The sequence below is a fragment of the Pseudomonas pichavaramensis genome (assembly GCF_050473265.1).
Lineage (GTDB): Bacteria > Pseudomonadota > Gammaproteobacteria > Pseudomonadales > Pseudomonadaceae > Aquipseudomonas.
The window spans coordinates 87794-105568 of record NZ_JBJKFJ010000003.1; the positions used below are offsets into that span (position 1 = coordinate 87794).

A 17775-nucleotide genomic window follows, 5' to 3' on the forward strand; every position below is an offset into this window, starting at 1 on the left:
TCGCGGTTGAAGCGCAATGCCGCTCAGCCGTTCCTGCGGACAGGGAACGATCATCTGGAAAACAGCAACTGTATCTGTTGCCGCTTGCTTGGCGAAGGCATGCTGGCGGCTCTCATCTGCCCAGGAATGCAGCATGCCTCTCGAGTTCCATCAAGTCGATGCCTTTACCGATCAGCCTTTCGCCGGTAACCCGGCCATCGTCTACCGCCTCGATACCTGGCTCGATGAAGAGCTGATGCAGCGCATCGCCGCCGAGCACAACCTGGCGGAAACCGCTTTCATGGTCAAAGAAGGGGAGGCCTGGCACATTCGCTGGTTCACGCCAACCAGCGAGGTGCCGCTCTGCGGTCACGCCACGCTGGCTGCTGCCAAAGTGCTGTTCGATATCTATCGGGAGCCCGCCGAGGCCCTGCACTTCACCTGCATTTCCGGTGCCTTGCAGGTTTCCAGGCTGGGCGAGCGTCTGCAGCTGGACTTTCCCGTGCGCCGCGCTGAGAGCGTGACGCAGGACCTGCATGATCAGGCGCGCACTGCCCTCGGGGTCGAGTTGGAGCAGGTGTTGGCACTACGCAACGTCGATGGCAGCGTGCAGGAGCTGATGGTGGTGCTGGGCGGTGAACGCGACGTGCGCAATCTGCAGCCTGACCTGGCCGCGCTGGCCACATTGCCGGGGCTCGGCGTACTGGTTACTGGCGCCGGGCAGCAGCATGATTTCGTTTCGCGCTACTTCGCGCCGAGTATCGGTATCGATGAGGATCCGGTTACCGGGTCGACGCACTGTATCCTCATGCCTTACTGGGTCGAGCGCCTTGGACGTGTGACGCTGAGCGCCTTTCAGTGTTCGGCGCGGGGCGGAGAGCTGCTCTGCAGTCTGCAGGGCGAGCGGGTGAAGATTGCCGGCCATGCGCGGCATATCGCCACTGGCCAACTGATGACCTGATTCAGTCGCTGCTGACCCGACGGACGCCGGGGGAGTCGCTCAGTTGCAGCTGCGCCGCGACGCTGCCCAGGGCCGGGAACGCCACCAGGTGGTCGGCAGCGACGCGAATGCCCACCTCGTCGCCTTGCCGATGGTCGGCGTGGCTGGGAAAGATCGACTCCAGCTGGCTGCCGGTTGGCAGTTGCAGACGGTAGAGCGTCGCGGCGCCAAGGAAGGTCTTGCCGACGATGCGTGCTTTCAGCGCGCTGTCCTCGTCCGGCACGATATCGTCCGGGCGCAGCAGCACGTCGACTGCGCTGCCTTGAGCCCAGGTATAGGCACGGTTGCCGCGGATCAGCCCTAGTTCGGTCTGCACGGCGTCCGGGCTGAGCAACTGGCCGCGGATGAAGTAGCCCTGGCCGATGAAGCTGGCGACGAAAGGCGTCAGCGGCTCATGGTAGAGGTTGAAGGGCGTGTCCCATTGCTCCAAACGACCATCCTTGAATACGCCGACATGGTCGCTGACGGCGAAGGCCTCTTCCTGATCGTGGGTGACCAGAATGGCGCTGGTGCCGCGTGCCTTGAGAATCTCGCGCACCTCATGGCTGAGGCGTCTGCGCAGTTCGCCATCGAGGTTGGAGAACGGCTCGTCGAGCAGCAGCAACTGCGGCTCAGGTGCCAGTGCGCGGGCCAGGGCGACGCGCTGCTGCTGACCGCCGGACAGTTCGTGCGGGTAGCGCTTGGCGAGGTGGCCGAGCTTGACCAGCGCCAGCAATTCTTGGGTGACGCGCTCGGCGTTGGGCTGCTTGCGAATGCCGAAGGCGACGTTTTCCGCCACGCTCAGATGGGGGAACAGGGCATAGTCTTGGAACACCATGCCGATACGGCGTTTCTCCGGTGCCAGGGTGAAGCCGGCGCGCGAGATCAGCTTCCCCGCCAGTTCTATTTCACCTTCGAGTACCGGTTCGAAACCGGCGATGGCGCGCAGGGTCGTGGTCTTGCCGCAGCCGGACGGGCCGAGCAGGCAACCGATATCACCGGCGTTGAGGTGCAGGTCGAGATCCTGCACCACCTTGTGCGAGTGGTAGCCGCAGTTCAGTCCGCGTAGCTGCAGCAGAGGCTGGTTCATGCGTGGTGATAGGCCGGCTCGACCAGCATTTCCAGCAGCGCTTTCTGTGCGTGCAGGCGGTTTTCGGCCTGGTCCCAGGCAACCGAACGTTTGTCGTCGAGCATGTCGAGGCTGATCTCTTCACCACGGTGAGCCGGCAGGCAGTGCATGAACAGCACATCTTCGGCCGAGCCGGCGAGCAGTTCCGGGGTAACCTGATAGGGGCGGAACAACGCCATGCGTTGTTCGGCTTCGTCTTCCTGGCCCATCGAAGCCCATACATCGGTACTCACCAGGTGGGCGCCGGCCACGGCTTCACGTGGGTCACGCACGACCTGCACGCGATCGCCTGCCAGGGCGAGGAAGCGGGCGTCAGGCTCGTAACCCTGCGGGCAGGCGACCTTCAACTGGAAGTCGAACTGGATCGCCGCCTCGATGTAGGAGTTGCACATGTTGTTGCCGTCGCCAATCCAGGCCACCGTCTTGCCGGCAATACTGCCGCGGTGCTCGAGGTAGGTCTGCATGTCGGCGAGCAGTTGGCAGGGGTGCAGGTCATCGGACAGGCCGTTGATCACCGGCACCTTCGACTTGGCCGCGAATTCGGTGAGGTTGCTGTGGGCGAAGGTCCGAATCATCACCGCATCGAGCATGCTCGACATGACGATGGCGGCATCGCCGATCGGCTCACCGCGACCGAGCTGGGTGTCGCGCGGCGAGAGAAAGATGGCCTGGCCGCCAAGCTGGATCATGCCGGCTTCGAACGACAGGCGGGTACGGGTCGAGGCTTTCTCGAAGATCATGCCGAGGACGCGATTCTTCAGCGGCTCGAACAGTACGCCGCGATTGCGCAGGTCCTTCAGCTCGATGCCTCGGCGGATCAGGCCCACCAGTTCGGCCGGTGTGTAATCCATCATCGAGAGGAAGTGTCTGACGCTCATCGTTAACTACCTTTATCACTACAGTTCGCAAGCCTGTGCGCGGTGACAAAACCGACAAAAACAGCAGAGCTTGCGGCGGGAGGCCGCAGGATGCGACGAAACAGGGGAAGGCGCGATCCTATAAGGAAATGACGAGACGGCGCAAGTTGCCACCTGTGCCGGCGCAGAATCATGTTTTACAAGCCTTTTTTGCCAAAGTTCTGACGCCAGTGATATCCGCGGCAGCAGCGCCTGAGTCTTCGAGTGCTCCGCAACTGAATCGGCAGGCATGATGCTGGTCGATTCACGGGACGAACGCTGCTGGCGCTGCTCCCGTGCCCGGCCCATAGTGCTGCTCTGCGACCTGACCGGTCGTCTCGGATCAGAACAAGAGGCCAGGCCATGACCAAGTCCCTCCATTACCGTGCATGCCACCTGTGCGAGGCCATCTGCGGCCTCGCCATCGAAACCGAAACTCAGCCTGACGGCAGCATGCAGATTCGCTCGATCAAGGGCGATGCTCAGGACAGCTTCAGCCGTGGCCATATCTGCCCCAAGGCCGTGGCCTTGCAGGATATTCAGAACGACCCGGACCGCATTCGTCAGCCCATGCGCCGTATCGGCGAGCAGTGGCAGGCCATCGCCTGGGACGAAGCGTTCGAACTGGTTGCCGAACGTTTGAGCGCCATCCAGGCCGAGCACGGGCAGAACGCCGTGGCCGTGTATCAGGGCAATCCCAGCGTGCACAACTACGGCCTGATGACCCACAGCAACTACTTCCTCGGGTTGCTGAAAACCCGCAACCGCTTCTCCGCCACGTCGGTCGATCAGTTGCCTCATCACCTGACCAGCCATCTGATGTATGGCCATGGTCTGCTGATCCCCATTCCGGATATCGATCATACCGATTTCATGCTGATTCTCGGCGGCAACCCGCTGGCGTCCAACGGCAGCATCATGACCGTGCCGGATGTGGAAAAGCGCCTGAAGGCGGTCCAGGCACGTGGCGGCAAACTGGTGGTGGTCGATCCGCGGCGTAGCGAGACTGCGGCGATCGCCGATCAGCACCTGTTCGTGCGCCCCGGCAGTGATGCCGCGCTGTTGCTGGCGTTGCTCAATACCCTGTTCGAGGAGGGGCTGACGCGTGGCAGTCATCTGCCGGTCGAGGGGCTGGAGCAGGTGCGTGCAGCCATCGCCGCTTTCGATGCCGAGCGTATGAGTGCCCGCTGCGGGGTGCCGGCGTCAACCATTCGCCAACTGGCACGTGACTTCGCCTCTGCCGAGCGCGCCGTCTGCTACGGCCGCATGGGCGTGTCGACGCAGGCGTTCGGAACGCTCTGTCAGTGGCTGGTGCAGCTGATCAATCTGGTTACCGGCAACCTCGATCAGGTGGGCGGCGCGCTCTGTACCACGCCTGCCGTGGACCTGGTGGCGAGCACCTCCGGCGGCCATTTCAATCGTTGGCGCAGCCGCGTTTCCGGGCTTCCCGAATATGGCGGCGAGCTACCTGTTTCGGCGCTGGCCGAGGAGATGCTCACCGAGGGGGAAGGGCAAATTCGCGCACTGGTGACCGTGGCCGGTAATCCCGTGTTGTCCACGCCGAATGGCCGGCAGCTGGAGCAGGCCCTCGACGGGCTGGATTTCATGCTCGCCGTGGATTTATACATTAATGAGACCACGCGCTACGCCGACCTGATTCTGCCGCCCACTGCGCCGCTGGAGCACGATCACTACGACACCACCTTCAATGTATTCGCTGTACGCAACGTCACGCGCTTCAACGAGGCGATCCTGGCCAAGCCGGAGGGCGCCTTGCACGACTGGGAAATCTTTGTCGGCCTGGCCAGGGCCTTCGCCGCGCGCAATACCGTGGAGCTGAAGCCGACCCTGGCTCCTGAGCAGATGATCGACATGGGGCTGCGTTTCGGTCCGTACGGTGAACGTAGCGAGCAGAAGCTCGATCTGGGCACGTTGCGCAAGCATCCCCACGGGCTGGATCTGGGAGCGCTGCGGCCGAACCTGGCAGCGCGCCTGAAAACGCCTGAAAAGCGTGTGCAGGCCGCACCTGATGTGCTGCTGGCGGATCTGCAACGTTTCGCCGGGGAGCAAGCCTCTGCTCATGAACTGCTGCTGATCGGCCGGCGCCATGTGCGCAGCAACAATTCCTGGATGCACAACTACCATCGCCTGGTGAAGGGCAAACCGCGTCATCAGTTGTTGATGAACCCGCAGGACCTGGCCAGTCGTGGCCTGGCAGACGGTCAGCGGGTGCAGGTGCGCTCGCGCGTCGGCAGCATCGTAGTGGAGGTGGCTGCGAGTGACGAGGTCATGGCCGGTGTGGTCAGTCTGCCGCATGGCTGGGGCCATGCGCGGCCAGGGGTGCAGATGGACATTGCCCGTGCCCAGCCGGGGGCCAGTGCCAACGACTTGACCGACGAGCGCCAGCTCGACGCGCTGTCGGGCAATGCCGTGCTCAATGGTGTACCAGTAGAGGTGGTGGCCGCGTAGCTGAATGCGATATCGGGTCGTATTGAGGCAATGTGGCGACGGCAAGGCCGAGCATTATGCTCGGTTTTTCGCTACAATCGCGCCACCGTGGCGACCGTCGGGTCGCAAAGTCTATGCTGAGGTGCCCCATGGATATCATCGAAACCATCAAAGAGCAGATCGCCAACAACACCGTTCTGCTGTACATGAAAGGCTCGCCCAATGCCCCGCAGTGTGGCTTCTCCGCCCGCGCTTCGCAGGTGGTGATGGGTTGCGGCGAGAAGTTCGCCTACGTCGACATCCTGCAGAACCCGGAAATCCGCGCCAATCTGCCGAAGTACGCCAACTGGCCGACTTTCCCGCAGCTGTGGGTGGGCGGCGAGCTGGTCGGCGGTAGCGACATCCTCACCGAGATGTTCGAGAAGGGCGAGCTGCAGACCCTGATCAAGGACGCCGTGACCAAAGCCGGCGCCTGATCGCTACAACTGCAGACAAAAAAGAACCCGCCTCGGCGGGTTCTTTGCGTTTTGGCCTCTGTCGGGCGCTTTCTACTTCTGCACCCACTGGCCGCCGAGCTGGATGAATTGGCCTTTGGGTGTGCGGTCGATGGCCTTCTTGCCGGCGATGGCTTCCACATCGCTCAGGCTGATGCCATTGTCCTGCGCCACTTTCTGGTACTCGGCGCGGCGCGCTTGATTGATCAGGCGGGCAATCTCGTCGGCCTGGCCGGCGGACTTGACCACGCCGAGATAGCCATTGGGCTGCTCGCCCAGCTGGCCGCTGGCCTTGGCGTCGCCCAGGGCGCTCATCGCCTGATTGAGGGTCAGGGCGTAGGCCGGCAGGCTCAGGGTCAATGCCAGCAGCAGGGTCGAAAGGTATCGAATCATCATGTATCTCCTTGCGCAAGCGCCGTTGTACCGGGAGCTCCGCGTAGTCGGCAATTCAGGTGCTACGGCAGTAGCGAAACATCCTCAGAACAGACCGCTGTCCTCGTTGAAGACATTGTCCAGTGCCTTGTCCACCTTGATATAGATTTCGTGCTCGACCTTGACGTTCAGGTTGATGTTGATCGGCTCGTTGGGCATGGCCAGTTGCACCGTCGGCGTGCAAGCCTGGCACAGCAGTCCAATACTCAGGACGGCGAGGAGGCGATATACGTGCATGGCGCTACTCCTGGGGCTTCTGTGGGACACGCTGACGCATCCACTGCTGAATTCGTTGCTGGATAATGTCACTGACCTTGTCGGTCAGCTGCAAACTGGCCAGCAGACTGGGAATGTCTTCCTGCAGATTGATGTTGAAGTTGATGGGGCGGCCCTGTTCGATGGCCGGATTCTGCCCGTGCAGGCGCAGGCCCAGCTGCAGTGTGCCGGACGCGTTGTAGTCGACGCTACCGTCCAGCAGATCGTAATGGAAGTCTTCCAGCGCGTCGGTGACCAGTTTCATCCCCGGATTGGCCTGACCCATGGCGCGAATGCGTGGCGAGTGAAAGCGTAACTGCCCTCCCGGGGAGCGGGCTTCGATATGTCCCTGCTCGATGCTGATGCTCTGGCCGACGCGCAGTGGCAGGTTGCCGTCGATCAGACCATTGCCTTCGAGACCCTCGGCCGGATAGGTGCGAAACAGTTCCTGCAGATCCAGGCCACTGAGTCGCAGTGGCAGCAACTGGCTGGGCCGCTGCAGTTCCCAGGTTGCTGGCGCCAGGCTCAGACTGCCGCCCAGGATGCCCAGCTCGGCATGTCGATGCACCAGGGTGCCTGTCGTCGGCTGTGCAAGGCTGGCGCTGTAGCTGCCCTGCAGCTCTAACGGGCCGAGGGGGATGCCAGGGTCGATCTGCCTGGCGCTCAGATTGGGCAGCTCCAGGCTCAGACGGTCGCCGTTGACTCGTAACTGTACTTCGCCCTCGATACCGCTCAGTGTGCTGCGGTCATAGATGCCGGCCAGGTTGCGCCCGCTCAGATTGGCTTGCAGCGTCATGGGTTTGCCTCTGGGCAGACGCATCTGTGCGCTGCCCTGCATGCGGCCGTTATCCAGAGTGAGCAGGGCGGGCCAGCTCGATAGAAGCTGCCGCAGCGGGTTGCCGGCACGCAGGAACAGTTCGTCCAGCGTGGCGTCGACGCGCAACTCATCGAGCGTGTTGTCCAGATTTAGTGCCATGCTCAGGCCCGAGTCCGCCAGCACTGCGCCTTCGAGCGCCTGCCTGCTTTCATTGGCCTGCAGCTGGCCCTGCCATTGCCAGCCTTGTGGTAGCAATTGTGGGTGTTGCAGGCGTTGGGCACGTAACGTCAGTAGCCCGGATAACTGTGGTGACGCTGGCGCGCCGCTGAGCTCCATATCGGCGAGGCTGGCCTGGATGCGCTGCAGCTCCAGCTCATCTGCCCGCAGGCGCCGGACGTCCAGCCGGGAGTCTTTACCGAGGCGGAGCTGCAGCTGCTGCGCCGTCGCGTTGCCGGTTAGCGAGAGAGCCAGCTGCAAATCGTCGACCCGGTTGCTGGCGAGATCCAGGCGCTTGCTGTGAGCCTGTAATTGCAACTGTGCGACTTCGAGCGCCCAGTCGGGGTATTGGCGCAGGCCAAGCTCGGCGTTGGCCTGCAGTTCGAGTGGCCCTTGTGTGCTGAGCTTCAGCTCGAGAGCGAGCTCGTTTTCGGCTGCGTCTGGCAGAGGTGCAATCTCCAACCTCACCTGTTCTGGCTGCAAGCCGGCGGGAAGAGCCTGTAGCCAGGACGTGTTTTGGGGCGTGAGGAGCAGTTCACCTTGAGCCTGTCGAGCCTGCCAGCGAGTGTTGTCGTTGCGCAGTTCGAGTGTCAGGTCGCCGCTGATCAGGCCAAGGCCAGGCAGCGGCCAGGGGCTTGGCAGGTGCGCGTCGATATTCAGCCAGCCAGGAGCGCTCATCATTTCAGCGAGCTGCCGGGTCGTGCGCGGCAGGTGCAGCTGCCACTGCGTATTCACGCCGGCTTGCTGCGGCGTTGCGGGCAAGTCCTGGGGGGCGAGTGGTAGCCACTCACTGAGCCAATTGCTGACCCAGGCAATGTCCGGGAGGGGAGCGATTTGCAGATTGCCACTCCATTGCAGGGCCTCGTTGCGCGGCGACAGATCGCTGTGCAGTTCCAGTTGCTGTTGATCGTCCAGCTGCACGGCAGCGTGTAGCTGGCGCACGCTGTCCAGTGTGGTGCCGAGTCCATTCAGTCGAGCCTGGAGGCTGGCATGGTGGGTATCACGTAGCAGTTGCAGACGCACCTGCAGGGCATCGTCCAAGTGTTGCGCGAGGAGATCGCCACTGAGGATGCATTGGCCGCTCGCGCAGGGGAGGTGTGCTGTGGCGCTGCGCACTTCGATCTGCCGCGGTAGCCAGGGCAGTGCGGCTGCCAGGCTTTGCAGGGCATCGCCCGGGCCATTGTCATGCGGCTGCGTTTCGTTTGTTTGCGCGGGTTGCCAGTTCAGCTGCAAGCCTTGCGCGAGCGCGCGATAACGCGGTGTTTCGCTGGCCAGCCAATAGAGCTGCAGTTGCTCGCTCTGTAGGTGCAGCTCGCCCTCGAGGCGTTGCGTCAGGCTCACGTCGTGCAGCAGTACGCCTCGCCAGGACAGGCTCAGGGAGCGCCAGTCCAGCTCGATCCGCTGTTCCTCAAGCAGTTGCTGCAGCCGGTAGCCGCTAAAGCAGATCAGCAACGACAGCAGCATCAGTAGCGCTACGCAGATGCTCAGCCAGAAACGCCGGCGGCTCATGAGTTCTCCCAGCTCGATGCCCAGCAATGGACGGTAACCCATGCTTTCGCGAGTGCCAAGCAGCATTCCGTGCTATTGTTTGTTTACAGCTTTTAATATTCATTTTGTTTGAAAAGAGCTGAGGTGATCTTGATGAGTGCACTGATTCACAGCCAGCCTGAGGCCGATGCGGTGCTGGCCAAGGCGTTGCTCAACACCCGCGAGCAACTCGGGCTGACGCAACAGGAACTGGCGGATATCGTCGGCGTGCATCGCAGCGCCATCAGTCGTTGGGGCGAGCAGGGCGGTTTGCGTCCGCAGAGCAAGACCGGCGAGCTGGCGCTGCTGCTGATTCGCGCCTACCGTGCGCTGTTCGCCCTGTTTGGCGGCAATCTGCAGGACATGCGCCACTTCCTGCGCACCGAAAATCGTCACCTGGCTGGCGTGCCTCTGCAGCAGATGAGTCAGGTGCAGGGGTTGGTGAGGGTGGTCGAGTATCTGGACGCCATTCGCGGCAAGGTCTGAGAGCCCACTCAAAGCCTGCTGCGTTAAAACAGGCTCTAGCTCGCGATGCTTTGAGCAGGCTCTACGCTTTAGGAGTGATCGCCATGGACATCTGGCAACAATGCGCGGGCGAACGGCAGATTCGCCCGTTACACGGCAAGTTGCTACGCATGGTGGAAAGCCAGGCGCAGGTGGCGACCTCGCAACTGGTGGACAATCTGGCAGAGCAGGCGTTGCTCGAAGAGCTGCTGGAAGCAAGTAAACCGCCGTTGCCCGACGCCGCTGAACCACTGCATTACCTGCTCAAGACGCCATTTCGCTATCCGCCGCTGCGCTGGGGTTCGCGTTTCGGCACGGTGCATGAGCCGAGTCTGTTCTATGCCGCGCTGCGGCTGGAAACCGCGATGGCCGAAGCGGCCTATTATCGCTTCGTCTTGTGGAACGGCATGCTCAGCCCGCCGCCCAGCGGGCGAATACTCTCTGAACACTCCACCTTCGAGGCACGTTATCGCGTCGAGCGCGGTATCCAGCTGCAGTTGCCGCCATTCGATCAGTTTATGGCGTTGCTGGCTCATCCCAGTGATTACAGCGAGCCTCAGGCGCTGGGGGCGGCCATGCGTGCAGCGGACATCCAGGCATTCGAATATCGCTCGGCGCGTTGTCCTGAAGGCGGGCGCAATGTCGCCCTCTACGTGCCGCAGGCGTTCGCCGAGAAACGGCCGCGTAACCTCACCGCCTGGCTGTGCGAAACCACAGGTGATTACGTTGCCTTCAAGCCTGCTCAGGTGCCTGGGCAGCCGCGACTGTTTCGCTGGGAGCAATTTCTGGTGCAAGGACAGTTGCCGCACCCCGCATGAATGCTGTTGCGCTACTGCCGATGCCCCGAAACAGAGCGCTGCGCGGATATGTCGCACAGAGTTGTGCACAATGCTGAAGCAGTCTGTTATCTCACTGTCAGAATCGCCGCTAAACGTTTGATTTTTCGTGGTTGATTTTTAAGTCAATGAAAAATATGAAATTTTTTCATTGGTGAAAAAATCGTCAGTTTGACTGAGGCGCCCATGGTATCTGGCCTGACGCCTCTTGCGCCCAAGTTGTTCACGGAGTTATCCACAGGATCTGTGGATTGTGTGCCGGCCTATGCGCGGCGCCTCGATGCAATCGCCTGGCGGGGCTTTACCTCGGCAAAAAAAGGAGTAGAGTGGCGCGCCCCGGCAGTTACCCCCGTTTTTCTTATGCCTCGCGCTCTACCGTCGTCATCCTCCACCGCCCGTCCAAGCTCTTCTCGTCTGCCCATGCGCGTCGCGCTGTGGCTGCTCGACAATCCACGCCTGGGCAAGACGCCGAGCGTCAAGCGTATCGCCGGCAATCTGCTCAAGCAGCCTGCGCGCAAGGGCTGTGTGCAGGCGCAGAGTCGCCTCGGGCAACTGCTCTGCCGCGACTGCGGCAACACCCGCGACCGCCGTATCGGCTATGAATTGCTGCGCCAGGCTGCCCGCGCGGGCGACCGGGGTGCTCAGCAGGAGCTGGCGCGTCTGTCGCGCTGACTGCGTACTGGCCCCGTGTGAATCGTCGGCTGGGTATACTGCTCGGCGGTCAAACATGGAGCGTCTATGCCAATCGATCCCCTCTCTCTTGCCATCGGTGCTGCCGCTGCGTTGGTGCCACTGCTGGCTGGCGTCTGGTCGTTGCAGCGCCGGTTGGCGCGCGAGCAGAGCGAACAGGCCTTGTTGCAGGAGCGCCTGGAGCACGCCCAACTGAGCCAGGCCGGTGTGCTCGCGCAGCTCGATGCCTGCCGCGCCGAGTTGGCTGAGGTCAGTGAGATCAAGGTCGATCAGCAGACTGAGCTCGCCGGTCTGCGCCGTGAGAACGAATTACTGCAGCAGGAACGGCAGATTGCCCGTGAGGCTGCACAATCCTGGAACCTGCAGCGCGAACGCAACGAGGCCGAACTGCGCCGGCTGACCGCCGAGTGTGCGGCGCTGGCCGCCGAACTGCAGGAGAATCGCGACAACCAGCAGCAGCGCCTCGATGACTTGCAGGGCGCGCGCAATGAGCTGCGCGCGCAGTTCGCCGAACTGGCTTCATCGATATTCGATGAGCGCGAGCAGCGTTTTGCCGAGACCAGCCAGCAGCGCCTGGGGCAGTTGCTCGATCCGCTCAAGGAGCGCATTCAGGCGTTCGAAAAGCGTGTGGACGAGAGCTATCAGCAGGAGGCGCGCGAGCGTTTTTCCCTGAGCAAGGAGCTCGAGCGCCTGCAGCAACTCAATCAACGCCTGGGCGATGAGGCGACCAACCTGACACGTGCGCTGAAAGGTCAGAAGACCCAGGGCAACTGGGGCGAGCTGGTGCTCGAGCGGGTGCTTGAGCATGCCGGCCTGGAAAAGGGGCGCGAATATCAGACTCAGGTCAGTCTCAAGGGCGCTGGTGGCGAGCGCTTCCAGCCCGATGTGTTGATCCGTCTGCCTGGTGACAAGCAGGTGATCGTCGATGCCAAGGTCAGCCTCAGTGCTTACCAGCAATACGTTTCGGCCGCAGACGAGGTGCTCCGTCAGCAAGCGCTCAAGCAACACCTGGTTTCCTTGCGCAGCCACTTGAAAGGGCTGTCGGGCAAGAACTATCAGCGCCTCGAAGGCTTGCACAGCTTGGACTTCGTCCTGCTCTTCGTGCCGATCGAAGCGGCTTTTGCGGCGGCACTGCAGGCTGAGCCCGATCTGTTTCAGGAGGCGTTCGAGCAGCAGGTGGTGATCGTCAGCCCGACCACATTGCTGGCCACCTTGCGCGTCATCGACAGTCTCTGGCGCCAGGAGCGCCAGGGCCAGAATGCCCGGGAGATCGCCGAGCGTGCTGGCCAGCTTTACGACAAGTTCGTCGCGTTCATTGCCGATCTGGATGAGATGGGCAACCGTCTGCAGCAACTGGACAAGGCCTACGCCAGTGCCCGCAACAAGCTGGTCGACGGGCGTGGCAATCTGGTCGGCAGGGTGGAGAACCTCAAGCTGCTGGGCGCGCGGGCGAGCAAGAGTCTGCCGACCGAGTTGCTCGAACGCTCCGCCGATCTGCCGGCGCTGGATGAGCTTGGCGAGTGAGCCTCATCCCGGTTCTCGATTGGCAACGATGCTCAGCCAAGCGGGTAGCCCGGATGAAGTTCGGGAACGATTGCGCGGCATAGCAAACCGCCCCGGATTTCATCCGGGCTGCAGGATTGCTCCAGCGGCGTTCGATCAGTCCGGCTGAAGCTCATTACTAATCAGGTCCCGGTTTGTAGCCATGGAGCGCCGCTTAGCCTGGCAGCCGCCGGGGCATTCAGATAACGCCGGGCTCCATCAATGTGGCCTTGCATGGCTGCGGTGGGTGATTGGCGGCTTCGCCCGCGCCAGTTCCAGCTGGTTCACGTAATCGCGCAGCCAGTCCGCCAGCATGCTGGGCTTGGCCAATAGCTGCCAGTGGCTTGCGCGTGTTTCGCGTCGGGTCAGCAGTGGTGCCCACTGCTGCAAATCATCGAACAGCTGCGGCCGCACGAAGCGGTCGTTCAGCGGCACGACCAGTTGCAAGGGCACGCGTGTCGTGCGCGCACGCGGGCGCAGCAGGCTACGCATGAAGTTGGCGCGATACAGTTGCACACCACGCACGCCGTCGCTGCGTTGCGTGCGGCTTGGCGGTGTGTGGTGTACGCCTTCGAGACGGCGCAGCAACCAGGGCCAGGCGCGATCCAGGCCCAGGCGCCAGCACAGTTCCGGCAACAGCGGGATATGGAAGAAGGCGATATACCAGGAGCTGAGCAGTTGACCGAGCGCCTGCAGCAGTGCCTGTGGGCGACGCAATGTCAGGTGTTGGCGCAGCCAGTGGCCGACATGGTCGAGGCAGGGGCCGGAGATGCTGGTATAGGACGCCAGCAGCGGCTGGATACGCGGCTCGGTCACCGCCTCCCAGCTCTGGATCGAGCCCCAGTCGTGGGCGATCAGGTGCACCGGGCCACCTGCACGGGTGGCATGGATGACCGCTTCGAGGTCACGAGCCAGTTGTTCCAGACGGTAGTCCTGCAGCCGTCCAGGCACCTGCGAGGCGCCACAGCCGCGTACGTCATAGGCGACGATACGATAGTCGCCAGCCAGTTCAGCAATCAGCGGTAGCCATATATCGTGGTTATCCGGATAGCCATGTACCAGTAGCAAGGTCGGGGCTTCGGCCTTGTCCCAGATGTAGGCGCGCAGGCGCAGACCATCACTGTCTACGTCCAACTGCTGCGGCTGCAGCTCGTGGTGTAGTGCTGGCGCGTTCATCGGCCAAGGCCGAGGTGTTGGTGCGGCAGGGGCATGGCAGGCTCCGGATAACGACGATTCAGGCGTTTGATGTCATCGTCATTGTTGGGGGCCGGGCTGCCGTTGCCTAGGCATTGGGCGTATTCACGCCAGCTGGCGTTACGGCGTTACCTGGCCCGCCTGGAGCGCTCTGCAATGGGCTGGCGAGCCTGTTTCAGCGTTCTGACGGCGGCTCAGCGCCGGGCAAGTCCAGCCATTGGTTGGGGCCGAACTTGCGCTAGCCGTCCTTGGTGATGTCACCCACGCAGTGCCAGATGGCGGCTGAGCAGGGCACGCAGCGCGGCGGGTTTGACCGGTTTGGGCAGGTAGTCGAGGCCGGCGGCATGCACGGCGGCTACCAGCTCGGGGCGGCCGTCGGCACTGATCACCACGCCGGGCACGGGTTCGCCCAGGCGCGTGCGCAGCCAGGCCATCAGCTCGGTGCCGGTCTCGCCCTCGTCCAGGTGATAGTCGACCAGGGCCAGCTGCGGATGGACCTCCTCGCTGAGTAGGTGCTCGCACTCCAGGCGGTTGCGCGCCGTCCACACCTGGCAGCCCCAGCGCGACAGCAGGCTGTACATGCCGGTGAGGATGCTGTCCTCGTTGTCGATACAGATCACCTGAATACCCTGTAGCGGCTGGCCGTCCACTGTTGCCACGACAGGGCCCTGGGGTTTCGGCGCGGGCTTTCTGGCCAGTGGCACGCTGACGCTGAACACGCTGCCCTTGCCGGGCCAGGAGCGCACCTCCAGGCGATGGGCGAGTACCCGGCAGAGCCCGTCGGCGATTGCCAGGCCCAGCCCCAGGCCTTTTTCGGCGCGAGTCTGGTGGCTGTCGAGGCGCTTGAACTCCTCGAAGATCACCTTGCGCTTGTCCTCCGGAATGCCTGCGCCGCGATCCCAGACCTCCAGGCGCAGTTGCCCGCCTTCGCGGCGCACGCCCAGCACCACGCGACCCTTGGCGTAGCGGAAGGCGTTGGTCAGGAAGTTCTGCAACACCCGGCGCAGCAGCTTGATGTCGCTGTCGACCCATTCGCGGCTGCCGTGTACGCGCAGGTCGATACCCTGTTCCGCAGCCAGCACTCCGAACTCCGCAGCAAGGGTGTCGAACAGGTTGGACAGGGCAAACGGATGGCGATCCGGGGTGATGCGGCCGTTTTCCAGGCGCGAGATATCCAGCAGGTCGGTGATCAGGTCCTCGGCCGAACGCAGCGAGCTGTCCAGGTGCCTGACCAGTTCCTGGGCTTCGCTGGGCAGTGCATCGTCCTGGTGCGCCAGTGCTGCGGAGAACAGGCGTGCGGCATTGAGCGGCTGCATCAGGTCGTGACTGACGGCGGCGAGGAAGCGCGTCTTCGACTGGTTGGCGGCCTCGGCGTGAGCTTTGGCCTCGGTCAGCGCCAGGTTCAGTTTCGACAGCTCGTGGGTCCGCTCGGCGACGCGGCGCTCAAGGCTCTCGTTGGCATCCTTGAGTGCACGCTCGGCTTCGCGGAACTCGGTGATGTCGGTGAAGCTCATGACGAAGCCGCCGCCCGGCATGGGGTTGCCGATCAGCTCGATCACCCGGCCGTTGGGGAACACCCGCTCGTAGCTGTGCGCCGTACCCTGGCGCATCCAGTACAGACGCTTGGCGACGTTCTCTTCGACATCACCGCTACCGAGCATGCCGCGCTGGGCGTTGAAACGGATGATCTCGGCAATCGGCCGGCCGACGTAGATCAGGCCTTCGGGATACTCGAACAGCTCCAGGTAGCGATGGTTCCAGGCCACCAGGCGCAGGTTCTGATCGACCACGCTGATGCCCTGGGTGATGTTCTCGATTGCCCCTTGCAGCAGGGCGCGGTTGAACTGCAATACCTCGCTGGCTTCGTCGACGATACGCACCACATCTTCGACCTGCATTTCGCGGCCTTCGATGGCGGCCTTGACCACCGCCCGGGTCGAGGAGGCGCCCAGTACACCGGCGAGCAGGCGTTCGGTATGGGCGATCCATTCGCTGTTGGCCGGCTGGTTGGGGTCGAAGTCCCTGCCTTTGCCCTGACGCATGGCAAAACGGGCGAAGCTTTGCCGTGCCCGTTCCTCGCCGACGAAGCGACTGGACAGCATCAGCAGATCCGCTACCTGCACTGCCAGCAGGCTACGGCCGCTGGGTTTGGTGCCAAGGTCGTGACCGATGAAACGACCGGCTTGCCAGTGTTCGGAGACGCGCGTGCGGGAGAACCAGGAGACCCAGGCGAACAGCAACATGTTGCCGGCCAGTGACAGCACCACGCCACGTGTCAGTGGGTCGACCTGCAGGCCGATCGGGGCGTAGAGCAGAGTGGTCAGCCCAGGGAAGCTTTCCAGTGACCAGCCCATGCCACGGGCTGCCAGCGGCAGGACGAGGGTATAGAACCACAGCAGGGCGCCGACGATCAGGCCGGCGAAAACGCCACGGCGGTTGGCCTGCTTCCACACCAGGGCGCCGAACATGGCCGGCGCCAGCTGGCCGATGGCGGCGAACGACACCTGGCCGATGGTGGCCAGGCTGGTGCCTTCGCCGAGCAGGCGATAGCAGACGTAGGCCAGCAGCAGGATCAGTACAATGCTGACCCGGCGGGCAGTGAGCATCCAGTGGCGGAAGGCTTCGAACGGCCGCTCGGTACTCTGCCGGCGCAGCAGCCAGGGCAGCAGCATGTCGTTGGAGATCATGGTCGACAGGGCCACGGAGGCGACGATCACCATGCCGGTGGCCGCCGACGCGCCGCCGATGAAGGCCAGCACCGCCAAGCCTGGATGGGCCTCGGCCAGCGGCAGGCTGATGACGAAGGAGTCGGGCGTGACACCGGCCGGCAACAGCATTTGTCCGGCCAGGGCAATGGGCACGACGAACAGCACGGCGAGCACCAGGTAGGCTGGAAATACCCAACGGGCCAGGCGCAGGTCCTTGGGTTCGATGTTTTCCACCACGGTGACATGGAATTGCCGTGGCAGGCAGACGATGGCGATCATCGCCATGCCGGTCTGCACCAGCATGGCCGGCCAGTTCACCGCCTCGTTCCAGAAGCTGTCCAGCTCGGCGGTGTTGTGCGCCTGGGCGAGCAGGTCATTGAAACCGTTGTACAGGCCGAAGGTGACGAAGGCGCCTACTGCGAGGAAGGCCAGCAGCTTGACCAATGACTCGAAGGCGATCGCCAGTACCATGCCGCGGTGGTGCTCGGTGACGTCGAGGTTGCGCGTGCCGAACAGAATGGTGAACAGGGCCAGCGCCAGTGACACGATTAGTGCGGTGTCCTGGGCACTGGTGCCGGTATCCAGTGCATGTTCACCAATCAGCAGGTTGACCCCGAGCACGATGCCCTTGAGTTGCAGAGCGATATACGGCAGTACGCCCACCAGGCAGATCAGCGCCACGACGATGGCCAGCGACTGCGATTTGCCATAGCGCGCCGCGATGAAGTCGGCAATCGAGGTGATGTTCTCCTGTTTGCTGATCATCACCATCTTCTGCAGCACCCAGGGCATGGTCAGCATCAGGATGATAGGCCCGAGGTAGATGGGCAGGAACGACCACAGCTGCTCCGCCGCCTGGCCCACTGCACCGAAGAAGGTCCAGCTGGTGCAGTACACGGCCAGTGACAGCGAGTAGACCCAGGCGCGAATCTTCGGCGGCATGGGCGCGCTGCGGCGGTCTCCATAGAAGGCGATGGAGAACAGGATGGCCATGTAGAGGAGGGCGACCGCGGCGATCAGCCCGGGGGACAGCGACATGCAGGCTCCGGAATGCAGAGTGAGATGGAGTGAGCCTGGCCGCCAGAGGCGAGGCTGATGTTGATCAGTGTTGCACAAAGCTGCAGTCCGT

The 17775-nt window shown here is 63.0% G+C and carries 14 protein-coding genes; 7 read left to right on the plus strand and 7 right to left on the minus strand.

Annotated features, from left to right (window positions below; translation table 11 throughout):
- The first annotated feature begins 133 nt into the window (after positions 1-133).
- Positions 134-940 (plus strand): PhzF family phenazine biosynthesis protein, encoded by an 807-nt coding sequence (locus ACJRW5_RS06145; RefSeq protein ID WP_484569648.1) that lies wholly within the window; start codon positions 134-136, stop codon positions 938-940.
- A gap of 1 nt (position 941) precedes the next feature.
- On the opposite strand, the gene ACJRW5_RS06150 is transcribed toward ACJRW5_RS06145, so the two are convergent.
- Both ACJRW5_RS06150 and argF read right to left on the minus strand, forming a co-directional pair.
- Complete coding sequence (locus ACJRW5_RS06150) at positions 942-2048, minus strand: ABC transporter ATP-binding protein (protein WP_484569649.1); 1107 nt, start codon at positions 2046-2048, stop codon at positions 942-944.
- On the minus strand, positions 2045-2965 hold the full coding sequence (gene argF, locus ACJRW5_RS06155; protein ID WP_484569650.1) for an ornithine carbamoyltransferase: 921 nt from the start codon (positions 2963-2965) through the stop codon (positions 2045-2047). Before argF ends, ACJRW5_RS06150 begins: the two co-directional genes overlap by 4 nt.
- Before the next feature lie 381 nt (positions 2966-3346).
- Between argF and ACJRW5_RS06160 the strand changes: the two genes are divergently transcribed.
- A complete protein-coding gene (locus ACJRW5_RS06160; protein WP_484569651.1) occupies positions 3347-5452 on the plus strand; it encodes a molybdopterin oxidoreductase family protein in 2106 nt (701 codons plus the stop codon).
- Positions 5453-5580: 128 nt separating this feature from the next.
- Positions 5581-5907 carry a Grx4 family monothiol glutaredoxin gene (grxD, locus tag ACJRW5_RS06165; protein ID WP_484569652.1) on the plus strand — a complete coding sequence of 109 codons (327 nt, stop codon included), beginning with the start codon at positions 5581-5583 and terminating at the stop codon, positions 5905-5907.
- Between the two features lie 72 nt (positions 5908-5979).
- Here grxD and ACJRW5_RS06170 read toward each other — a convergent pair whose 3' ends face one another.
- From ACJRW5_RS06170 to ACJRW5_RS06180, 3 genes are all read right to left on the minus strand, one after another.
- Positions 5980-6318 carry a YdbL family probable chaperone protein gene (locus tag ACJRW5_RS06170; protein ID WP_484569653.1) on the minus strand — a complete coding sequence of 113 codons (339 nt, stop codon included), beginning with the start codon at positions 6316-6318 and terminating at the stop codon, positions 5980-5982.
- Between the two features lie 84 nt (positions 6319-6402).
- Entirely contained in the window at positions 6403-6594 is a 192-nt protein-coding gene (locus ACJRW5_RS06175; protein WP_484569654.1) for a YnbE family lipoprotein, read from the minus strand.
- 4 nt (positions 6595-6598) lie between these two features.
- The gene (locus ACJRW5_RS06180; RefSeq protein WP_484569655.1) at positions 6599-9220 is read right to left on the minus strand and encodes an intermembrane phospholipid transport YdbH family protein; all 2622 of its coding nucleotides are present in this window, start codon (positions 9218-9220) and stop codon (positions 6599-6601) included.
- Positions 9221-9286: 66 nt separating this feature from the next.
- Here ACJRW5_RS06180 and ACJRW5_RS06185 point away from each other — a divergent pair, with 66 nt between their 5' ends.
- From ACJRW5_RS06185 to ACJRW5_RS06200, 4 genes are all read left to right on the plus strand, one after another.
- Positions 9287-9658 (plus strand): antitoxin Xre/MbcA/ParS toxin-binding domain-containing protein, encoded by a 372-nt coding sequence (locus ACJRW5_RS06185; protein WP_484569656.1) that lies wholly within the window; start codon positions 9287-9289, stop codon positions 9656-9658.
- A gap of 83 nt (positions 9659-9741) precedes the next feature.
- Positions 9742-10494 carry an RES family NAD+ phosphorylase gene (locus tag ACJRW5_RS06190; RefSeq protein WP_484569657.1) on the plus strand — a complete coding sequence of 251 codons (753 nt, stop codon included), beginning with the start codon at positions 9742-9744 and terminating at the stop codon, positions 10492-10494.
- A 438-nt stretch (positions 10495-10932) separates the two neighbouring features.
- A complete protein-coding gene (locus ACJRW5_RS06195; RefSeq protein WP_484569658.1) occupies positions 10933-11184 on the plus strand; it encodes a sel1 repeat family protein in 252 nt (83 codons plus the stop codon).
- Positions 11185-11364: 180 nt separating this feature from the next.
- Positions 11365-12726 carry a DNA recombination protein RmuC gene (locus ACJRW5_RS06200; protein ID WP_484569927.1) on the plus strand — a complete coding sequence of 454 codons (1362 nt, stop codon included), beginning with the start codon at positions 11365-11367 and terminating at the stop codon, positions 12724-12726.
- 237 nt (positions 12727-12963) lie between these two features.
- Here the strand turns inward: ACJRW5_RS06200 and ACJRW5_RS06205 are convergent, their stop codons facing one another.
- Both ACJRW5_RS06205 and ACJRW5_RS06210 read right to left on the minus strand, forming a co-directional pair.
- A complete protein-coding gene (locus tag ACJRW5_RS06205; protein ID WP_484569659.1) occupies positions 12964-13920 on the minus strand; it encodes an alpha/beta fold hydrolase in 957 nt (318 codons plus the stop codon).
- A 275-nt stretch (positions 13921-14195) separates the two neighbouring features.
- Positions 14196-17684 carry a hybrid sensor histidine kinase/response regulator gene (locus ACJRW5_RS06210; protein WP_484569660.1) on the minus strand — a complete coding sequence of 1163 codons (3489 nt, stop codon included), beginning with the start codon at positions 17682-17684 and terminating at the stop codon, positions 14196-14198.
- Between the last annotated feature and the right edge of the window lie 91 nt (positions 17685-17775).